Origin of the sequence: Curtobacterium sp. MCPF17_003, assembly GCF_003224385.1 — a bacterium.
Lineage (GTDB): Bacteria > Actinomycetota > Actinomycetes > Actinomycetales > Microbacteriaceae > Curtobacterium > Curtobacterium flaccumfaciens.
On the sequence record NZ_QKLC01000003.1, the window covers coordinates 16,850 to 36,386 of the forward strand.

At 70.1% G+C, this 19,537-nt stretch carries 21 protein-coding genes; 14 read left to right on the forward strand and 7 right to left on the reverse strand.

The genetic code is table 11. The features are described from left to right. The first annotated feature begins 17 nt into the window (after positions 1 to 17). Together ettA and DEJ30_RS04090 are read left to right on the forward strand one after the other, a co-directional pair. Positions 18 to 1,703 (forward strand): energy-dependent translational throttle protein EttA, encoded by a 1,686-nt coding sequence (gene ettA, locus DEJ30_RS04085; protein WP_071405516.1) that lies wholly within the window; start codon positions 18 to 20, stop codon positions 1,701 to 1,703. 32 nt (positions 1,704 to 1,735) lie between these two features. Then, on the forward strand, positions 1,736 to 2,188 hold the full coding sequence (locus DEJ30_RS04090) for a thioesterase family protein (protein WP_110859175.1): 453 nt from the start codon (positions 1,736 to 1,738) through the stop codon (positions 2,186 to 2,188). On the opposite strand, the gene DEJ30_RS04095 is transcribed toward DEJ30_RS04090, so the two are convergent. Beyond that, positions 2,175 to 3,038 (reverse strand): acyl-CoA thioesterase II, encoded by an 864-nt coding sequence (locus tag DEJ30_RS04095; protein ID WP_110859176.1) that lies wholly within the window; start codon positions 3,036 to 3,038, stop codon positions 2,175 to 2,177. The two genes, DEJ30_RS04090 and DEJ30_RS04095, sit on opposite strands and share 14 nt — an antisense overlap. Positions 3,039 to 3,129: 91 nt before the next feature. Here DEJ30_RS04095 and DEJ30_RS04100 point away from each other — a divergent pair, with 91 nt between their 5' ends. Continuing rightward, positions 3,130 to 3,831 (forward strand): hypothetical protein, encoded by a 702-nt coding sequence (locus tag DEJ30_RS04100; RefSeq protein ID WP_110859177.1) that lies wholly within the window; start codon positions 3,130 to 3,132, stop codon positions 3,829 to 3,831. 67 nt (positions 3,832 to 3,898) lie between these two features. After that, complete coding sequence (locus tag DEJ30_RS04105) at positions 3,899 to 4,741, forward strand: NAD-dependent epimerase/dehydratase family protein (RefSeq protein ID WP_110859178.1); 843 nt, start codon at positions 3,899 to 3,901, stop codon at positions 4,739 to 4,741. Between the two features lie 141 nt (positions 4,742 to 4,882). Here DEJ30_RS04105 and DEJ30_RS04110 read toward each other — a convergent pair whose 3' ends face one another. The 3 genes from DEJ30_RS04110 to pepN form a co-directional block, all read right to left on the reverse strand. Next, the gene (locus DEJ30_RS04110; protein WP_258369829.1) at positions 4,883 to 5,335 is read right to left on the reverse strand and encodes a globin; all 453 of its coding nucleotides are present in this window, start codon (positions 5,333 to 5,335) and stop codon (positions 4,883 to 4,885) included. 56 nt (positions 5,336 to 5,391) lie between these two features. Continuing rightward, positions 5,392 to 6,456 carry a mechanosensitive ion channel family protein gene (locus DEJ30_RS04115; protein WP_110859179.1) on the reverse strand — a complete coding sequence of 355 codons (1,065 nt, stop codon included), beginning with the start codon at positions 6,454 to 6,456 and terminating at the stop codon, positions 5,392 to 5,394. Positions 6,457 to 6,531: 75 nt separating this feature from the next. Beyond that, on the reverse strand, positions 6,532 to 9,111 hold the full coding sequence (pepN, locus tag DEJ30_RS04120) for an aminopeptidase N (protein WP_110859180.1): 2,580 nt from the start codon (positions 9,109 to 9,111) through the stop codon (positions 6,532 to 6,534). A gap of 120 nt (positions 9,112 to 9,231) precedes the next feature. Between pepN and DEJ30_RS04125 the strand changes: the two genes are divergently transcribed. The 6 genes from DEJ30_RS04125 (at position 9,232) to DEJ30_RS04150 (ending at position 12,911) form a co-directional block, all read left to right on the forward strand. Further along, a complete protein-coding gene (locus DEJ30_RS04125) occupies positions 9,232 to 9,885 on the forward strand; it encodes a DsbA family protein (protein WP_258378416.1) in 654 nt (217 codons plus the stop codon). Positions 9,886 to 9,964: 79 nt separating this feature from the next. Further along, positions 9,965 to 10,288 (forward strand): hypothetical protein, encoded by a 324-nt coding sequence (locus DEJ30_RS04130; RefSeq protein WP_146238490.1) that lies wholly within the window; start codon positions 9,965 to 9,967, stop codon positions 10,286 to 10,288. Further along, positions 10,285 to 10,527 (forward strand): hypothetical protein, encoded by a 243-nt coding sequence (locus DEJ30_RS04135; protein WP_146238491.1) that lies wholly within the window; start codon positions 10,285 to 10,287, stop codon positions 10,525 to 10,527. The genes DEJ30_RS04130 and DEJ30_RS04135 overlap by 4 nt, the downstream gene beginning before the upstream one ends. 222 nt (positions 10,528 to 10,749) lie before the next feature. Beyond that, positions 10,750 to 11,208, forward strand: coding sequence for a hypothetical protein (locus tag DEJ30_RS04140; RefSeq protein WP_146238492.1), 459 nt, complete (start codon positions 10,750 to 10,752; stop codon positions 11,206 to 11,208). 202 nt (positions 11,209 to 11,410) lie between these two features. Next, positions 11,411 to 11,869, forward strand: coding sequence for a hypothetical protein (locus DEJ30_RS04145; protein ID WP_110859184.1), 459 nt, complete (start codon positions 11,411 to 11,413; stop codon positions 11,867 to 11,869). A 46-nt stretch (positions 11,870 to 11,915) separates the two neighbouring features. Beyond that, positions 11,916 to 12,911 (forward strand): hypothetical protein, encoded by a 996-nt coding sequence (locus tag DEJ30_RS04150; RefSeq protein WP_110859185.1) that lies wholly within the window; start codon positions 11,916 to 11,918, stop codon positions 12,909 to 12,911. A gap of 10 nt (positions 12,912 to 12,921) precedes the next feature. Here DEJ30_RS04150 and DEJ30_RS04155 read toward each other — a convergent pair whose 3' ends face one another. Then, entirely contained in the window at positions 12,922 to 13,440 is a 519-nt protein-coding gene (locus tag DEJ30_RS04155) for a GNAT family N-acetyltransferase (protein ID WP_110859186.1), read from the reverse strand. Here DEJ30_RS04155 and DEJ30_RS04160 point away from each other — a divergent pair. From DEJ30_RS04160 to DEJ30_RS04170, 3 genes are all read left to right on the forward strand, one after another. Next, the gene (locus DEJ30_RS04160) at positions 13,439 to 14,080 is read left to right on the forward strand and encodes a helix-turn-helix domain-containing protein (protein WP_110859187.1); all 642 of its coding nucleotides are present in this window, start codon (positions 13,439 to 13,441) and stop codon (positions 14,078 to 14,080) included. The two genes, DEJ30_RS04155 and DEJ30_RS04160, sit on opposite strands and share 2 nt — an antisense overlap. 70 nt (positions 14,081 to 14,150) lie before the next feature. Beyond that, positions 14,151 to 14,639: a ribose-5-phosphate isomerase gene (locus DEJ30_RS04165; protein ID WP_027464669.1), complete on the forward strand. Its 489-nt coding sequence runs from the start codon at positions 14,151 to 14,153 to the stop codon at positions 14,637 to 14,639. A gap of 36 nt (positions 14,640 to 14,675) precedes the next feature. Further along, entirely contained in the window at positions 14,676 to 15,605 is a 930-nt protein-coding gene (locus tag DEJ30_RS04170; RefSeq protein WP_110859188.1) for an Fpg/Nei family DNA glycosylase, read from the forward strand. Positions 15,606 to 15,633: 28 nt separating this feature from the next. On the opposite strand, the gene DEJ30_RS04175 is transcribed toward DEJ30_RS04170, so the two are convergent. Then, positions 15,634 to 17,103 (reverse strand): amidohydrolase, encoded by a 1,470-nt coding sequence (locus tag DEJ30_RS04175; RefSeq protein ID WP_110859189.1) that lies wholly within the window; start codon positions 17,101 to 17,103, stop codon positions 15,634 to 15,636. Further along, positions 17,100 to 17,765: an FMN-binding negative transcriptional regulator gene (locus DEJ30_RS04180; protein WP_110859190.1), complete on the reverse strand. Its 666-nt coding sequence runs from the start codon at positions 17,763 to 17,765 to the stop codon at positions 17,100 to 17,102. Before DEJ30_RS04180 ends, DEJ30_RS04175 begins: the two co-directional genes overlap by 4 nt. Positions 17,766 to 17,944: 179 nt before the next feature. On the opposite strand from DEJ30_RS04180, the gene DEJ30_RS04185 reads away from it, so the two are divergent. Next, positions 17,945 to 19,531 carry an ABC transporter substrate-binding protein gene (locus DEJ30_RS04185; RefSeq protein WP_258369809.1) on the forward strand — a complete coding sequence of 529 codons (1,587 nt, stop codon included), beginning with the start codon at positions 17,945 to 17,947 and terminating at the stop codon, positions 19,529 to 19,531. Positions 19,532 to 19,537 lie beyond the last annotated feature (6 nt).

The following is a 19,537-nucleotide window of genomic DNA, read 5'->3' on the forward strand; positions in this document are numbered from 1 at the left end:
AGTAGACTCATCGGGATATGGCTGAGTACATCTACCAGATGGTCCGCGCCCGCAAGGCGGTCGGCGACAAGCTGATCCTCGACGACGTCACGATGTCGTTCCTCCCCGGTGCCAAGATCGGCGTCGTCGGACCGAACGGTGCTGGCAAGTCGACGATCCTGAAGATCATGGCGGGTCTCGACCAGCCGTCCAACGGCGAGGCGAAGCTCACGCCGGGCTTCAGCGTCGGCATCCTCATGCAGGAGCCGGAGCTCGACGAGAGCAAGACCGTGCTCGAGAACGTGCAGGAAGGCGTGGGCGAGATCCACGGCAAGCTCGCGCGCTTCAACGAGATCTCGGCGCTCATGGCCGAGCCGGACGCCGACTTCGACGCGCTCTTGGCCGAGATGGGCACGCTGCAGGAAGACATCGACGCCGCCGACGCGTGGGACCTCGACTCCCAGCTCGAGCAGGCGATGGCCGCGCTGCAGTGCCCCCCGGGGGACGAACTCGTCACGCACCTGTCCGGTGGTGAGAAGCGCCGCGTCGCGCTCTGCAAGCTGCTGCTCCAGAAGCCCGACCTGCTCCTCCTCGACGAGCCCACCAACCACCTCGACGCCGAGAGCGTGCTCTGGCTCGAGCAGCACCTGCAGCAGTACCACGGTGCCGTCCTCGCCGTGACCCACGACCGGTACTTCCTGGACCACGTCGCCCAGTGGATCGCCGAGGTCGACCGCGGCCGCCTGTACCCGTACGAGGGCAACTACTCGACCTACCTCGAGAAGAAGCGCGCTCGCCTCGAGGTCCAGGGCAAGAAGGACGCCAAGCTCGCGAAGCGCCTGTCCTCGGAGCTCGACTGGGTCCGGAGCAACACGAAGGGCCGCCAGGCGAAGTCGAAGGCCCGTCTCGCCCGCTACGAGGAGATGGTCACCGAGGCCGAGCGCACCCGCAAGCTCGACTTCGAGGAGATCGTGATCCCGGTCGGCCCGCGTCTGGGTTCGCAGGTCATCGACGCCGAGCACCTGCGCAAGCAGTTCGGTGAGCGCGTCATCATCGGCGACCTGTCGTTCACGCTGCCCCGCAACGGCATCGTCGGCGTCATCGGCCCGAACGGTGTCGGCAAGACCACGCTCTTCAAGACGATCGTCGGCCTCGAGCCCCTGGACGGCGGCACGCTGAAGATCGGTGACACCGTCCAGATCTCCTACGTCGACCAGACCCGCGGCGGCATCGACCCGAACAAGAACCTGTGGGAGGTCGTGTCGGACGGACTCGACTACATCCAGGTCGGCAAGACCGAGATCCCGTCCCGCGCCTACGTGTCGCAGTTCGGGTTCAAGGGCCCGGACCAGCAGAAGCGCGCCGGCATCCTGTCCGGTGGTGAGCGCAACCGTCTGAACCTGGCGCTGACGCTCAAGCAGGGCGGCAACCTGCTGCTCCTCGACGAGCCGACCAACGACCTGGACGTCGAGACGCTCGGCAGCCTCGAGAACGCCCTGCTCGAGTACCCCGGTTGCGCCGTGGTCATCACCCACGACCGGTGGTTCCTCGACCGCATCGCCACGCACATCCTGGCGTGGGAGGGCCTCAACGAGGACGGCACGCCGAACTGGTACTGGTTCGAGGGCAACTTCGAGGCCTACGAGGAGAACAAGATCGAGCGCCTCGGCGCCGATGCCGCGAAGCCCGGGCGCGCGACGTACCGCAAGCTCACCCGCGACTGACCCTCGTGGCGAGACTGCACGCTCCCATCCGCATGCGGTGGAGCGACATCGACGCCTACGGTCACGTCAACAACTCCGCGATGCTGCGCCTGCTCGAAGAAGCGCGCATCGTGGGGTTCTGGGGTGCGGACCCGGGTGAGGACCCGGACGGCGGCCTGCCCGAGCCGATCATCGACGGTCGGCCCGGTTCGGGCACCATGACGGTGATCGCGGGCCAGCGCCTCGAGTACCTGGCGTCGATCCCGTACCTCCGTCAGCCGCTCGACATCCAGATGTGGATCGGGCGGCTCGGGGGTGCGAGCATCGACGTCTCGTACGAGGTCTGGTCGCCGGCGGGGCATCACCCTGCCGTCCTGTACACACGGGCGACGACCGCACTCGTGATGGTCGACGCGGCGACGAACCGTCCGCGTCGGCTGACCGACACCGAGCGCGCTGCGTGCGAGCGCTACCTCGAGGAACCGGTGCAGTTCAGCCGGCCGTAGGCACCCGCATCATGCCCTCCTGGGCGACGGTGGCCAGCAGCTTGCCGTCACGGGAGAACATCCGGCCGAACGCGAGTCCCCGGCCGCCCTGCGCGCTCGGGGACTCCTGCGTGTACAGGATCCACTCATCGGCGCGACCGTCGCGGTGCCACCACATGGCGTGGTCGAGGCTCGCGCTCTTGACCCCCTTGGTGCCCCACGCGACGCCGTGCCGCCGCATGATCGGCTCGAGGATGGACAGGTCGCTCGCGTACCCGAGCACCGCACGGTGGAGCGCCGGGTCCTCCGGCAGGTCGCCCTGCACCCGGAACCAGACCGCCTGGTGCGGCACGTGCTCGCCCTGCACATCGACGAACACCGGTCCCTCGACGTGTCGCAGGTCGATGGACCGAGCGGCCCAGGCACGTGCGACCGGGTGGTCGATCGCGGACAGGATCGACGCGGCCGACGGCAGGGACTCCGGGTCCGGGGTGTCCACCGGGTACGGGTCCTGGTGCTCGATGCCGGTGTCGGGCACCTGGAACGACGCGATCATCGAGAAGATCGGGACACCGCGCTGGTACGCCTGCACGCGTCGGGCCGCGAACGACCGGCCGTCGTGGATGCGCTCGACGCCGAAGGTGATCGGCACGTCGATGTCGCCGGGCCGCAGGAAGTAGCCGTGCATCGAGTGGACGTCGCGTCCCTCGATCGTGCGCTGCGCGGCGACGATGCACTGTGCCAGGACCTGGCCGCCGAACACCCGTCCGCCGGGTGACCAGTGGCTGGCGCCGGTCAGGATCGTCTCGCCCGTGCTCGCGCCGGTGTCCTCGAGTCGCAGGGTCCGCAGGAAGTCGGGTTCGCCGTTCACGCTGTGCAGTCTACGAACGGCTGCCCGCCGCCGTCGCAGGTCGTCGCGCCCAGGCTGCGCGGTCCCGATGGCCGGTAGGATCGGGGACGACATGGGCAACTCGTTCACGCTTCCCGACGCCGCCTCACTCGGTGACCTCCGCACGTACCTCGGGCGTGCCGCTCGGATCGAGGACGGCTCGGTCCGGCTCATCGCCGACTCCGGCGTCCTGGCCGTCTACACGGCGATCCTCTACCCGCTCGGGCTGCTCGACGAACTGCCGACGGTGCTCGGTCTCCGCACGTTCTCGCTCACCGAGCCCGCGTCGATCGACACCGTGGTCCCGCTGCAGTCGCTCCTCGAGCGCCTCCGCCTGCTGGCCGAGGCGCAGGACGCCGAGCGCGCCGAGGGTGCCGACCCGACGCGGGCCACCCCGATCGAGGTCGAGCTGCCGCACGAGGTGCACACCGTGACGTGGGCGGCCATCTCCCCGCCCCGCGGTGGCTGGGTCCCGCTGCCGGACGTCTCACCGGAACTCCTCCGCCGAGCCACCCGCGACGGCATCGCCGAGGTCGCCGACGCCGTGCCGTCCAACGCGGGCGAGGCCATCGTCCGACGGATCCGTGCCGAGGTCTGGGGCCGACCGGTCCCCGGCGTCGAACACCTGCCCGCCGGTGCCGGCTTCGCGGGCGAGAGCCTCGGGTTCCTCGGGCACGACCCGGTCCGTCTGTTCGAGACGGGTCCGTGGAGCCGACTCACGACCTCGCGCGGCCACGTGCTCGTCAAGCGCCGCGCCTGGACCCTGAGCTCCTAGGGACGACGACGACGACGACGGCGACGACGACCGCGACGCCGCCGGGCCACCGTGGTTGGCTGGCCGCATGCACGTCTTCCTCACCGGTGCGTCCGGCTACATCGGCTCCTCCGTCCTCCGCTCCCTCGTGGCCCGCGGCGACGAGGTCACAGCGCTCGTCCGGTCCGACGAGAAGGCCCAGCACGTCCGTGACGCCGGTGGCCGTGCCCTGGTGGGCGACGTCACCGACACCGACGTCGTCGAACGGCTGCTGCACGAGAGCGACGGTGTGGTCCACACGGCATCGGCGCCGGGCGTCGACCCGGGCTTCATCCGCACCGCGATCGGTGCCCTGGGCGGCACGCCGAAGCCGTTCGTGCACACCGGTGGGATCTTCACCTTCGGCGACTCGACGGACATCTCCGAGCAGTCGCCGATCGACCCGCCGGCGTTGACCGCCTGGCGCGGGCCGAACGAGGCCCTGCTGCGGGAGAGCGACGTGCGGAGCACCATCGTCGCGCCCGGCATCGTGTACGGGCGCGGCGCCGGCATCCCGGCGATGTTCGTCAGCGACGGCGAGCAGCCGGTGCGGCTGGTGGGCGACGGCTCCCAGCGGTGGACGACGGTGCACGTCGACGACCTCGGCGAGCTCTACGTCCTCGCGCTGCACCGCGGCGAGCCCGACGGGTACATCGTCGCCGCGACCGGGGACAATCTGACCGTCCGAGAGGTAGCCGAGGCCGGGTCCCACGGTGCACCGGTCGTCCCCGAGAGCGTCGACGCGAGCCGCGAACGACTCGGGCGGGAGTACGCCGACGCCCTGCTGCTGCACCAGGAGGCGTCCGGCGCACACGCCCGGTCGACCTTCGGCTGGCGTCCGTCACGGCCGTCCCTGGTCGAGGACCTCGCCTCCGGCTCGTACGTGCGCTGAGACGCGCTGTCCGAAGACGCCGGCGTCCCGCGGGCACGAGAACGCGGGGACCGGCGGACGGGAGGCCCGTGGCGACGCCGCCACGGGCCTCCCGTCCGCCACGGGCGGCGTCCACCGCGCCGGTGTCGCGCCCGGCGCGCGTCAGTCGAAGGTGTTCGTCATCGCGTGGGCAGCGCGGTCGAGGTAGCCCCAGAGCTCGGCTTCGTCCAGGGGCGCGAGCTCGAGCGACTCGACCGCTTCGTGCATGTGGTGGAGCCAGCGTTCCCGGGCCTCGGACGTGATGCGGAACGGGTTGTGCCGCATCCGCAGGCGGGGGTGCCCGCGCTGCTCGCTGTAGGTGCCCGGGCCGCCCCAGTACTGCTGCAGGAAGGCGGAGAGGCGCCAGATCGCACCCTCGAGGTCGTCGGCCGGGTACATCGGCCAGATGACCTCGTCCTGCTGCACGCCCTCGTAGAAGCGACGGACGAGCCGGTCGAAGGTGGGGGCGCCGCCGATCCGCTCGTACAGCGACCCCGTGGCCGAGGCGCCGTGCTCCCCGACGCGCAGAGTGATCGGCTGGGCCGGGACGCCGACGGCGCTGGACGAGCCGGGCATGCCGAGCGAGCCGCGTGCTCCGGGCCCGCCCGTGCCGCTCGGGGGTGTGGGGTCGATCATCGGGGGTCCTTCCCGCTGTCGGGGTCGTCCGTGCGGATCGGCTGCCCGAGGATGTTGCGCTTGGTCCGCCGGGGCTTGGTGGGTGCCGGCGTCGGCTGGGTCCGGACGGTGCGCAGGCCGTTGATCGAGGTGGCGTTCTCCCAGCCCTCGGGCATGATCATCGCCATCGCGGGCAGGGTGATGCCGAGTTCGTCGACGGCGTGCTTCAGTCGGGTGCGGAGCTCCCGGCCGACGACGTCGAGCTCGGACGCGCGGGTCTTCACGACCAGGCGGAAGACCATGCCGGCGTCGGTGATGGACTGCAGGCCCCAGATCTCGGGCTTCTCGACGACCCGCTGCCGCCAGCGGGACTCCTGCGACATCGTGACGGCAGCCTTGAGCAGGGCGTCCTGCACGGCGTCGATGTCGGTGTCGTAGGGCACGGTGATGTCGACGAGCACGCGCGACCAGCCCTGCGACAGGTTGCCGACGCGCAGGATCTGGCCGTTCGGCACGAACCACAGGATCCCGTTCACGTCGCGGATCTGCATGACGCGCAGCCCGACGTTCTCGACGACGCCCGTGGCCTGACCGGTGTCGACGACGTCACCGACGCCGGCCTGGTCCTCGAGGATCATGAAGACGCCGGACAGCAGGTCCTTGACGATCGACTGGGCGCCGACGGCGAGGCCGGCGGCGACGAGGGACGCACCGCCGACGATGCCGACCGCGGCGCCCTTCCACACGGCAGTGGCGATGATGACGAGTGCGATCGCGACCACGACCACGGTGGCGAGGTTCTCGAGGACGCTGCCGAGCGTCCGGGTGCGCTGGACGACCCGAGCCGTCTGCACGGGCGACGCGATGAGGGCCTGGGTGTCAGCGGCTCCTTGGCGCTTCTTGACGCCGTTCACGATCCGGTCGACGACCTGCTTGATCATCCGGCGCAGGATCAGTCGGAGGATGATCGCGGCGATGATCGTGATGACGATCGTGATCGGCGCCTGCCAGGTGTCGACGAAGTCCGTGAACGCGTTCGAGAGCAGTTTGGACGTGTCTTCGGTCGTTGCAGCCAAGTTCATATCCGGTCGATGCTAAGCGGCGGGGCCTCGGCATCCCTGGAGGAACACCAAGACCCCGCCGGATCAGAGCAGGGGTCAGGCGTCGGCGGCCTGGACCCGGAGCGCGCGCTCGGTGCCCGCGAGGCTCTCGGACACGATGCGGCGCAGCGCCGGCGTCTCCGGGTGCTCCTCGAGCCACGCGGCTGCGGCGTCACGGAGCTCGGCCGACGCGAGCGGCGCCGGGTAGAGGCCCGAGACGATGGTGTCCGCCATGTGGTAGCTACGCTCGGCCCAGATGCGCGTGAGCACCTCGAAGTACTTCGGCACGAGCCCCTCGAGCAGCACCGGGCTGTTCACGTGCTGGAACCCGACCGTGGTCTGGCGCACGATGGCGTTCGGCAGCTCGGACGAGTCGACCAGCGACGAGAACGCCGCCAGCTTGCCCTCGGCCGTGGGGATCGTCGCCCGGGCGCGTGCCGCGGCCTGCTCGCCCGACGCGGTCTTGTCCGCGGCGAGCTCGGCGTCGATCTCGGCGTTGTCCGCAGCACCCGCGAGCACGAGGCCCTCGAGCAGTTCCCAGCGCAGGTCCGTGTCGATCTCGAGGCCCTGCAGCGTGACCGATCCGTCGCGGAGACCCTGCAGGGTCGCGACGTGCTCGGGCGTGGACGGGATCTGCGCGAAGAACTTCACGAACTGGAACTGCGCGTCCGAACCGGCCTCGGCCGAGGACGCGAGCTGCCAGAGCGTGTCGCCGACGGTGCGGACCGTGGCCTCGACCGAGCCCGGTGCCACGTAGTTGCGTGCGGTGAGCAGCAGCTGCGAGAGCGTCGTGCGGATGGTCGTCGACTCGGTCTCGGTCGCGATGTTGCCGAGCACGAGGCGGACGTAGTCGCTCGCCGGGGACTCGGCGTCGCGCGTGGCGTCCCACACCGAACCCCAGACGATCGAGCGGGCGAGCGGGTTCGCGATCGAGGCCAGGTGCTCGATCGCGGTGCGCCGGGAGTGCTCGTCGAGACGGATCTTGGCGTAGGCCAGGTCGTCGTCGTTCAGCAGCACGAGGTCGCCGCGCTGGACACCGACGAGCTCGGGCACCTCGGTGCGGGCGCCGTCGACGTCGATCTCGACGCGGTGGACCCGCTCGAGCTTGCCGCCGGCGGAGGCCGTGTCGGCCCCGAACGGCGCGGACTCGTCGTTCCGGAAGGCGTAGACGCCGATCGCCAGACGGTGCGGGCGCAGCGTCGGGTGGTCGGCGGGGGCTTCCTGCAGGACGGTGAACGACGTGATGACGCCGGACTCGTCGGTCACGATCTCCGGGCGGAGCGTGTTGACGCCCGCGGTCTCGAGCCAGAGCTTCGACCACTCGGTCAGCTCACGGCCGCTCGTCGCCTCGAGCTCGACGAGCAGGTCGCGGAGCTCGGTGTTCGAGTGGTGGTGCTTCTTGAAGTAGGCGGAGACACCGGCGAAGAACGCATCGATGCCGACCCAGGCGACGAGCTGCTTGAGGACCGAGCCGCCCTTCGCGTAGGTGATGCCGTCGAAGTTGACCTGGACGTCTTCGAGGTCGTTGATCGTCGCGACGATCGGGTGCGTCGAGGGGAGCTGGTCCTGGCGGTAGGCCCAGGACTTCTCCATCGCCTGGAACGTGGTCCAGGCCTCGGTCCACTCGGTGGCCTCGGCCGTGGCGATCGTCGAGGCCCACTCGGCGAACGACTCGTTGAGCCACAGGTCGTTCCACCACTTCATCGTGACGAGGTCGCCGAACCACATGTGGGCGAGCTCGTGCAGGATCGTGACGACCCGGCGCTCCTTGATGGCGTCGGTGACCTTCGACCGGAACACGTAGGTCTCGGTGAAGGTGACGGCCCCGGCGTTCTCCATCGCGCCGGCGTTGAACTCCGGCACGAAGAGCTGGTCGTACTTGTCGAAGGGGTAGGCGACGTCGAACTTCTCCTCGAAGTACGCGAAGCCCTTCCTCGTGATGTCGAACACGTACTCGGGGTCGAGGTACGAGGCGAGCGACTTGCGCGCGAACACGCCGAGCGGGATCGTCCGGCCGTCGCGGCTGGTCAGCTCGTCGCGCACGACCTCGTACGGGCCGGCGACGAGCGCGGTGATGTAGCTCGAGATGCGCGCGGTGGGCGGGAAGGACCAGGTCGCGACGTCGCCGTCGACGTGCGGCTCCGGCGTGGGGGAGTTCGAGACGACCTGCCACCGCGACGGCGCCGTCACGGTGAAGGAGAACTCGGCCTTCAGGTCGGGCTGCTCGAACACCGCGAACATCCGTCGGGAGTCGGGGACCTCGAACTGGGAGTACAGGTACACCTCGTCGTCCACCGGGTCGACGAAGCGGTGCAGGCCTTCACCGGTGTTCGTGTACAGCGCGTCGCTGACGACCACGAGCTCGTTCTGCTCCTGCAGGTCGTCGAGCTGGATGCGCACGCCGTCGTTCACCGCGGCGACGTCGAGCGCCGTGCCGTTCAGCGTGATGGAGTGCACGGTCTTCGTGATGGCGTCGATGAAGGTCGACGCGCCGGCGGTGGCGGTGAAGCGCACCCGCGTGGTGCTGCCGAAGGCCTCGGCACCGCGGGTCAGGTCGAGCTCGACGTCGTACGTCTGCACGGCGACGACGGCCGCACGCTCCTGGGCTTCGATTCGGGTGAGGTTCTCTCCGGGCACGCAACGCTCCATCTTCGCTGGGGACGCGGACGATCGGTGTCCGCGTACGGGGCCCCGGACGGCGTCGTGCGCCGGCGGGACGATGGGTTCCAGCCTAGCGACGCCGCGTACGCTCGCACCGTGACCGAGACGACTGTGGACAACCCGACCGACGCCACCACCGAGCGCACCGCCGTGGAGTTCTGGTTCGACCCGAACTGCCCCTGGGCCTGGATGACGAGCCGCTGGGTGGGTGAGGTCGCCGAGCATCGCGACCTCGACGTGACCTGGAACGTGATGAGCCTGTTCGTCCTCAACGAGGACCAGGACGTCCCGGACACCTACAAGGAGCGCCTGCACGCCGGCCAGGTCTACCCGCGCATCGTCACGGCGGCGAGGCTCCGGCTCGGACAGGACGTCGTCAAGCCGCTCTACGACGCCCTCGGCGAGCACATCCACCACCGCCAGGAGTCCGACCCGGAGCAGGTCGTCCCCGCCGTGCTCGCCGAGCTCGGCCTCGACGCCGACCTGCTCGAGTACGCCTGGACGGACGAGGTCGACGCCGCCGTGCGCGTCAGCCACCAGGACGGCATCGACCGCGTCGGCCAGGACGTCGGCACGCCGGTGATCGCGGTCGAGGGCACCGCGTTCTTCGGACCGGTCATCTCCCCGGCGCCCAAGGGCCAGGAAGCGCTCGACCTGTGGGACGGCGTCGTCGCCGTCGCGAAGTACCCCGGCTTCTTCGAGCTCAAGCGCTCGCGCACGGTCGGTCCGGTCTTCGACACCACCGACTGACGGACTGGAGGCACGTGGCGGCGCCGCCACGCGCCTCCAGACGGCACTGTGGTGGGTTCCGTCGGTGAAGTATCAGGGGATGCGGATCCACATGGGGGAGTCGTACAGCGTCGACCGCGCCGCGTCCGCGAGGACCGTCGCGGACGTCCGGACGGCCGCGTCCGGCGTCAGTCGACACGCGGAGGAGTTCGAGCGAGCGCTCGACGGACTCGCCGGAGCGGTGAGCGGAAGGCCGGTGATCGCGGCGGCGCTTCGATCGTTCGCGTCGGCGCGCACGGGGACCGCGATGCGGATCGGGACCCACCTCCAGGCGGTCAGCGCGGCCGGTGCGATCGCACTCGCCGCCGTCGACGAGGCGGACGATCAGATGGCGCGCACCGCCGACCACGCGGCAGAGCGATGAGCGGCATGGTCTCGGTCGCGTCGCTCGACGAGATCCGTCTCGACATGAGCGCCGTGGTGGACGCAGCCGCGACGCTCCGTGCCGCATCCGACGGCGTGCGGACCGCAGCATCGGACGGCGAGCACTCCTGGTCCACCATGCCGACGGCGTTCGAGATGCCCGGTGTGAGCGCCGCGACGCCCGCCATGACGCACCCGCGAGGTCGACACTCCCGAGGAGGTCGTCAAGGCATGGCGTGAGCTCAGCCGAGGCGGCACACTCGCTCCGGGATCGACACGCGATCGCATCCAAGTCGTCCTCCCTGACGGAACACGCGTCCAGTACCGACGCGACTCGGGAGGGCCAGTGGTCGAAGTACACAACTCGAAGACGTCGGAATGGGAGAACGTGAAGGTGCATCTTCCCGAGGGGTCGGCGCCGCATGACCTGCCCGACGACGCGATGCCGGAAGGATGATGTCGATGAACGAGTTCACCTACTACTGTCTGGCGTCTGTTCAGGACGGGACCGGCGAGAACCTCTGGGCCTGGACCGGCAACATCGAGAAGCGACGCCGTCGGCCGTTGGGGGAGACTCGTGAATGGCTCCTCGGCGTGCTCGGTCGTTTGCTCGAGCGTGATCTGGTGTGCGTCGGCAACTTCGAGGAGAACGGCACTGGGCGTGCCGGTTGGGAGACCTGGACAGGGAGCGTCGAGGCCGTCGTCGACAGAGTCGCGTCGATCTACACGGTCGACCTTGCTGCTGACGAGGTGCAGTACTGGCCGTGCTACCTGATGCGGACGGAGGCAGGCGCGCAGCTCTACGGACGAGAGCGATCGAGGCGAGAGCTCGCCGATGAGGACCCGGTCCCGCGACTTCGTGCGGTCTGGGACGAGGACGGCAACGTCATCGAAGAACACGGAGACGAGATCGTCGTCTGACGCCGGCCTTGAGTGCGTCCCCTCCTGAACGCATCGCTGTGGTGCTTCCGGACGGAACTGGCGTCCAGTACCGACGAGGCAGCAAATCCGGTGCTCCGGTCGTCGAAGTGCAGAGCAACGGTGCGAAGCCGGTCAAGCTGCACATGCCCAAGGGAGCCGACGCCCACGATCTGCCCGATGACGCATGACCAGAGGGATTCGAATGAACGAACTGACCTACTACGTCCTCGCGACGACCTACAACGGAACGGGCGAGAACCTCTGGGGCTGGGCAGCGACGTTCGAGATCGAACGACATCGTCCCCGCGAGGAGACGCGCGATTGGGTACTCGACAACCTTCGCCATCTCCTCGCCGAGGGGCTCGTGTCCGTCGGCACGTCCGCGCGGGACGGGCCCGGACGTGCCGGCTGGGACGAGTGGCAGGGCCCGCCTGACGAGATCGTCGAACGAGTCGCTGCTGTCTACACACTCGAGCCGGGCGACGTCGAGGTCCCGTTCTGGGATTGCTACATCATGGACACGCCGAAGGGAAATGCCCTGTTCGAAGCCGAGCGTGCCCGACGGATCGCCGCCGGCCTGGACCCTTTCGCACGGGATGACGGCATCTGGGACGAGGACGGCAACGTCATCGAAGAACACGGAGACGAGATCGTCGTCTGACGCCGGCCTCGAGTACGTCCCCTTCCCTGCAGAGGAAGTCCGCTCCATGCCGGACGGCTCCGTCGCCGCGATGCGTGAACCCCTCCCCGGGCACGAGGCCTACATCGACGCCATCCCGCCCGCTGACGCCGAGGACCCCCGGGTGCAGCGGCGCAGTGTCCGGCACGACGTCGGCCTCGCGCCGAGCCCGGAGCCAGCGCCGCGGACGCCCGAAGAGCAGCTGCTGCTCGACCTCACTGAGTTCAACCGGAACGGGTGCGCGACCGACCTCCGCGCCCTGCACCGTATGGCGCGGACCGACCACGAACCCGACGGCACCCGAGCCCGCGCGATGGCGTTGCGGTGCGTCGAGTTCGGCATCCGGCGGGGGCTCCTGGCGAGCGGGATGTTCGTCCGAGCAGGATCCGAACTCGCGTTCGTCGAACCCGAGCGGACTGCTGACGAGCAGATCGCGACCGTCCGGGGTCGCTACGCCAGCGCGCCCGTCGCCGGCGAGTCCGACGGTGACCTGGCGAACTCCGTGTGGCTGATGAACACGACGGACGGCGAGCGGTTCGCACGGACGCACGGCGCCGAGGCGGACGGGACCGCCGAACCGAGCGAGGCACGCTCGAGCGTCCCCGCGAGCAAGCCGGCGGTGGTCGTCCGTTCGCAGGGCGACGCGTGGGACGACAAGCACCACGAACTGCTCGCCGGCAACGTGTTCGAGGAGCTCCGGAACGGCCCACTCTCGTGGGACACGGGCATCGGCGACGATGCACTCAAGAGCATCGCCTGGGGCATCGCCGCGGAGATCGTCTACGCCTTCGACGTGAAGTGGTCGCCGAACTGGGTCGCGAAGGGGTACCCGCACCGGTGGCACGACGCGGACGGGTGGCACACACGGTGCAACGACTGCCTCGACGAGAGTCCGGCCGAGGCCGACGAAGCGGTCGCGTACTCCTGGTTCGCCGACCACCGTCCGATTGCGCACGGTGACATCGCGCCGCCGTTCCGAAGGTCGCCACCGCCCCTGGACGTCCCGATGCCGGGCACGGACTGACCGGCGACGGTCAGACGAGCGGCAGCCGCATCATCGTCAGGTCGAGCCACCGGCCGAACTTCCGCCCGACCTCGGGCACGACCGCGACCGTGGTGAACCCCAGGCGTTCGTGCAGGGCGATCGACCCCGTGTTGGTGCTGCAGATCCCGGCCATCATGACGTGCCGGCCCTCGGCGGTGGCGCGCGCGACCAACTCGGCCATCAGGGTCGTCGCGATGCCCCGGCCGCGGAACGCCTCGACCACGTAGACGCTGTGCTCGACGGTCTGCCGGTACCCGTCCGGCTGCCGCCACTGCGCGTACGCCGCGTAGCCGGTTACGACCCCGTCGACCTCGGCCACGATCACCGGGTACCCGCCGCCGTGCCGCTCGGCGAGCCACCCGTCGAAGTACGAGCGCGGGTGCGGTGTGTCCTGCCAGATGGCGGTGGAGTGCAGCACGGCATCGACGTGCAGGGCGTGCACGACGTCGAGGTCGGCCGGTGTGCAGTCGCGGATCACGACCCCGTTCGTCGCATATGCTGTCGTCATGTCTCACATCGTAGACGACTCGCACGCTGATCCCGCAACCGACGCCGACGACGCCTCGGTCGCCGAGCAGCGGGCGCTCGGTGAACGCCTCCAGCGCCTCCGCACGGAGCGGAAGTGGAGCCTCACCGAGCTCGCCGAGGAGTCCGGCGTCTCCCGCGCGATGATCAACCGCGTCGAACGCGGGGTCTCCAGCCCCACCGCGACGATCCTCGGTCGCCTGTCCGGTGCCTTCGGCCTGACCATCTCGCAGCTCCTCGACGATGCCCTGGAGCACGAGGTGCCCAGGGTGACGGACCCCGATGAGGCGCGCGGGGTCCAGCGCGGCGCGACCGCCGATTCCTGGACCGATCCCGACACCGGGTACCGTCGCCGTCCGGTCTCGAGCGCGACGTTCCCCGCCGACGTCACCGAGGTGCGCCTCCCGGCCGGCCGCGAAGTGGCCTACCCGGCGTCCGCCTACGCGTTCCTGCGGCACTGCATCTGGGTCGTCGACGGCGTGCTCGAGGTGGTCGTCGGCGGCGAGCCGACGCGCCTGGCCGCGGGGGACCGGATCGAGCTCGGCGAACCCGCCGACGTCGTCTACCGCAACCCCGGCGAGGACCCCACCCGGTACCTCGTCGTGGTGGTCCGCGCGCCGTAGGCAGTGGTGGTCCGCGCGCCGAAAGCAGTGGTGGTCCGGGCCCCGGAGCCGCAGGAATATGATCGGTTCCATGCGCATCCACCTCGGAACGGACCACGCCGGCCTCGAGTTCAACAAGACCCTCGCAACCCACCTGACCGAAGCCGGGCACGAGGTGGTGGACCACGGTCCGACCGAGTACGACGCGCTCGACGACTACCCCTCCTTCTGCATCAACGCCGCGCACGCCGTGGTGCAGGACCAGCGTGCCGGTGTCCAGGCCCTCGGTGTCGTCTTCGGTGGTTCCGGCAACGGTGAGCAGATCGCCGCCAACAAGGTTGAGGGCATCCGCGCCGCGCTCGTGTGGAACGAGTCGACCGCCCTGCTCGCCCGTCAGCACAACGACGCCAACGTCATCTCCATCGGCGCGCGCCAGCACACCGAGGACGAGGCGATCCGGTTCGTCGACCTGTTCATAGCCGAGCCGTTCTCCGGCGAGGAGCGCCACGCCCGTCGCATCGCCCAGCTCGCCGAGTACGAGACCACCGGGCTGATCGCCGGCCGCCAGATCGACGCGTAGTCCGGCCCGTCAGGGGTACCGGGTAGAACGGTAGTCATGCCCGAGGGTCACTCCGTCCACCGCATCGCCAACCAGTTCACCCGGCACTTCGTCGGCAAGCGCTGCGAGGTGTCGAGCCCCCAGGGTCGCTTCGCCGCCGGGGCCGCGCAGCTCGACGGCAAGCGCATGATCGCCGCGCGTGCGGTGGCGAAGCAGATGTTCCTGGAGTTCGAGGGCGACCTGTTCCTCCGCGTCCACCTAGGGCTGTACGGCGCGTGGGACTTCGCGGGCGTGATCTCCACCGCCGAGGCGCTGTCCGACGACGACGACCGCGAAGAGTCGCTCAGCTCGATCGGCGCACCGCGGCTCGCCCGCTACCGGATGGCCGAGCAGGAGCAGGCGGAGGACCCGATCGAGTCCTTCCCGCCGGACCCGGTCGGCCAGGTCCGGGTGCGGATCCTCACCGAGGACACCGTCGCCGACCTGCGCGGCCCGACCGCCTGCGTGGTGGAGACCCCGGCCGAGGTGCAGCGCGCGCTCGACAAGCTCGGCCCCGACCCGATGAACGACGACGGGCCCGATGCCGAGAAGACCTTCGTCGACAACGTCCGCCGTCGGAACGTCGCGATCGGGCAGCTGCTCATGGACCAGTCCGTCGTGGCCGGCATCGGCAACATCTACCGCGCCGAGCTGCTGTTCCGGCAGCGCATCGACCCGTACAAGCCCGGCAAGAAGATCACGGTCAAGCAGGCCAAGGCGCTCTGGGCCGACTGGTCGAAGCTGCTGCACGACGGCGTCCGCGACGGCCTGATGATGACGATGGACGACCTGTCCGAAGCCGACCACAAGAAGGCCCTGCGTTCACGCAAGGACCGGCACTGGGTCTACCACCGACAGGGCGAGCCGTGCCGGGTGTGCGGCACCGAGATCCGGATGGCCGACATGGCCGGCCGGAAGCTCTACTGGTGCCCGAAGGACCAGAAGTAGCGCACGGGGAACAAGTACGCCCGCCCGCTCACACCTCCCGGTGGGTGAACCGTCCGGCGACCGCCGTCCCGAGCACCCGCATGCTGCGCAGCGCGGCGGACGGTGCCGCCAGCGGATCGGACTCGACGAGCACCAGGTCAGCCACGTCGCCGACGGACACCCCGACCCGCCCGTCGGTGGACCCCTGCCACGCGACGAGTGCCGAGAGTCGTTCGGCCGGGTGCCACGGCGCTCGCCCGTCGCGGTCCCGCCCGACGGCCGCAGCCATCGACACCCACGGGTCGAGCGGCGCCACCGGAGCGTCCGACCCGAGCAGCAGGCGCGCTCCGGCCCGGGCGAGCGACGCGAAGGCGAAGGCCCGGTCGGTGTGCCCCGCCCAGTGCCGGTCAGCGATGTCCCGGTCGTCCATGGCGTGCTCGGGCTGCACCGACGCGGCGACCCCGAGCCGGGCGAACCGGTCGACGTCGGTGTCGACGAGCAACTGCGCGTGCTCGATCGTGCCGCGGGCCCCGACGGCTTCGAAGACGTCGAGCGCCAGGGTGTTCGCACGGTCGCCGATCGCGTGGATCGCGGGGACGAGTCCGGCGTCGACGGCCCGGCGGGTGATCGCGACGAGGTCCTCGAAGGCCCACGCGAGCACGCCGGAGCCGTCCGTCATCGCGGCGGTGCGGGTGCCCAGCGACCCGTCGGTGATCACCTTGAAGGGCCCCATCGTGAGCAGCCCCCGCGTGCCGTCGACCACGTCGCCGGTGCGCAGGCCCCGGGCGATCACGTCGTCGAGCTCGTCCGCGTACACACCGGACGCGACCCGGATCGCGTCGGTCCCGGCGTGGATCCGGCGGCGCCAGCGGTCGAGCCCGAAGCGCATCTCGAGGTCGACCACGCCCGTCACCCCGCGGACCGCCGCGGCCTCGGCAGCATCTGCCGCGTAGGCGTCGAGCAGGTCGTCCGGCACCTGCGACAGTGCTCCGGTCACGTCGAACGCGTCCTGCTCGCGCAGGACCCCGTCCTCGCCCGTGTCGAGCGGTCGGCCGACAGCAGCCGAGAAGTGCGCGAGCGCCAGCGCGTTGCACCACACCGCGTGCAGGTCCGCGCTGATCACGACGACCGGGAGGCCCGGTGCGGCACGGTCGAGTAGCTCGCGTCGTGCACGGCGCGGCCACATCCCGTCGCGGAAGCCGTGTCCGACCAGGACGCGGTCCGCCACGCCCGCCCGCGCGACGGCGGCGAGCAGGTCGGCGGTCGCCTCGGCGGAGTCGCAGCCGGTGACGTCGACACGGCGGCGGACGAGCGCCCACTGGTCGAAGTGCGTGTGGTGGTCGCGGAGCCCCGGGCCGAGCCAGGCGCCGGCAGCCTCGACCACGTCGGTGTCGACGCTCGTGGGGTCGAGCGTGCCCGCCCGCGCGATCTCGGTGACCCGCCCGTCGACGACGCGGACGTCGGCAGGGGCCCCGGAGGTGCCCACCCTGCGGACGGTGCGCAGCAGGATCTCGCTCATCCCCGCCGTCCCTCCAGGCTGTTCGCCGGGGACGGGACCGGCCGGACCCGCTCGACCTCGTCGGCGAGCGCCGGCGACGCGTAGGGGCCGTCGCCCCGAAGGCCGGCGACGATGCGGTCGATCACCTCGGGGGCCTTGTTCTGGGACAGCTTGGCGCGGGCGTCGAACCGGGTGACGCGGATCCGGATGCCGACGGTGCCCTTCGCCATCCGGCGGGCCGTCTCCTCGTCGATCTGCAACGACACGGGCGACGGCATGACCCGCTCGAAGTGGTCGACGAGCTCGCCGAGCACCCGGAAGTTCTCGTCGTCGGACAGGATCTCGGGGGTGCCCCAGACGTGGGCGGTGACGTGGTTCCAGGTCGGCACGAACTGCTCCGGCGGGTACCAGGCGGGGGAGACGTAGCCGTGCGGGCCCTGGAACACGACGAGGACCTCGTGCTGTCCGAGTTCGTGGGCGACCTCGTCGGGTCGGCCGACGTGGGACACCAGGACGAGGGCGTCCGGGTCGTCGTCGGGACCGGGGGTCTCGAGCAGCACCGGGTAGTGCGAGGCGACCAGCCCGGCCGCGGTGTGCGACACGATCGTCGCCCACGGGTTCCCGGTGATGAGGCGTCGGACCTCGTCGACGTCGGTCATCAGGAAGTGCGGTGTGTGGCGCATGCTCCGAGCGTGGCACAACGGGCCCGGTCGCGCGACGGGTGTCGTTTCGTCAGTGTTTCTGCGCGGTAAAACTCTCAGAGCGCATTGAAAGAAGTCTTGTGGTCGGGATTCGAACCGTCCTAGCTTTCCCACCACGACGACCGGGCAGGGATCCGGCCGCACCCGATCGAGGAGAGATCATGCGACGCAGGACGATCGCCGCGCTGGCCGCGGCGGCAACCTTGGCACTGCTGGCGACCGGCTGTTCGGCGGGTGGCGCGGCCGACGACGACGCTCCCTCGAGCCTGGTCTACGCGACCGGCGAGCCCGACCACCTGACCCCGGGCCGGCAGACCGTGGCCTTCGACCAGGTGATGAGCGTCTTCGCGCCGCTGACCCAGACCGACGCCGACGGCGACCTGCAGTACGTCGCGGCGAAGAGCGTCGAGAGCGATGACGCCACCACCTGGACGATCACGCTGCGGGACGGATGGACGTTCCAGAACGGCGAGGCCGTCACACCCGAGAGCTACGTGAAGGCCTGGAACCACGTCGCCTACGGCCCGAACGCGTGGGAGAACAGCGGTCAGCTCGCCGGGATCGTCGGGTACACCGACCTCAACCCGGCGAAGGGCACCCCGAAGACCAAGGAGATGTCGGGGCTCGAGGTCACCGGCAAGGACACCTTCACGGTCACGCTCACCCACGCGGACAGCCAGTTCCCCCTGCAGCTCAGCCAGGCCCAGACGGCGTTCTACCCCATGCCCGAGGCCGCCTACGACGACCTGGAGGCGTACGACGAGAAGCCGATCGGCAACGGCCCGTACGAGATGAGGAAGGCGTGGAAGGCGGACCAGGAGTTCACCGTCACGGCCTGGGCGGACTACGAGGGGACGAAGCCCGCCACCGACGAGGTGACCTTCCGCAGCTACTCCGACATGAACACCGCCTACACGGACGTCCTGGCCGGCAACGCCGACGTGCTGTTCCTGCCGACCGACAAGATGACGAGCGCGAAGGCCGACTTCGGTGACCGCCTGCACTCCTTCGACGCCCCCGGCATCGACTACCTCGGGTTCCCGCTGTGGGACGACCGGTACTCCGACCCCGACGTGCGCCGGGCGATCTCGATGTCGATCGACCGTGACGAGGTCAACGACGCGATCTACGGCGGCCTGTACGACCCGGCCACCGCGCTGACCCCACCGTCGATGTCCGGCACCGAAGAGGGCATCTGCGGCGACGCCTGCGAGTTCGACCCGGCAGCGGCGAAGAAGCTCCTCGCCAGCGCCGGCGGGTTCGACGGCACCATGACACTCGTCTACCCGGGCGGCACCGGCCTCGACTCCCTGTACGAGGCGTACGCCAACCAGATCCGGCAGAACCTGGGCGTCGACGCCGAGGCGAAGGCCACCACCGACTGGGCGTCCTACTACTCGGAGCTCACCGACAAGACCGTCGCCGGCCCGCACTTCGGCCACTGGGGCGCGCTGTACATCAGCCAGCAGAACACGCTCCGCGCGCTGTTCACCACGGCCGGCGGCTGCTCCCCGTGCACCGGCTACTACCAGTCCGACGACGTCGACTCGCTGCTCGCGAAGGCCGACTCCGCCGGGTCCCAGGACGAGGCGAACGGGTACTACACGAAGGCGCAGGAGGCGGTCCTCGAGGACTTCCCGATCGTCCCGACCTTCTTCGACAAGTACTCGTACGTCACGAGCGACAAGATCGCGAAGCTGCCGGCGGTGGCGGGCAGCCCCGTCATCGCGCAGATCGCCGTGAAGTAGGGCGGG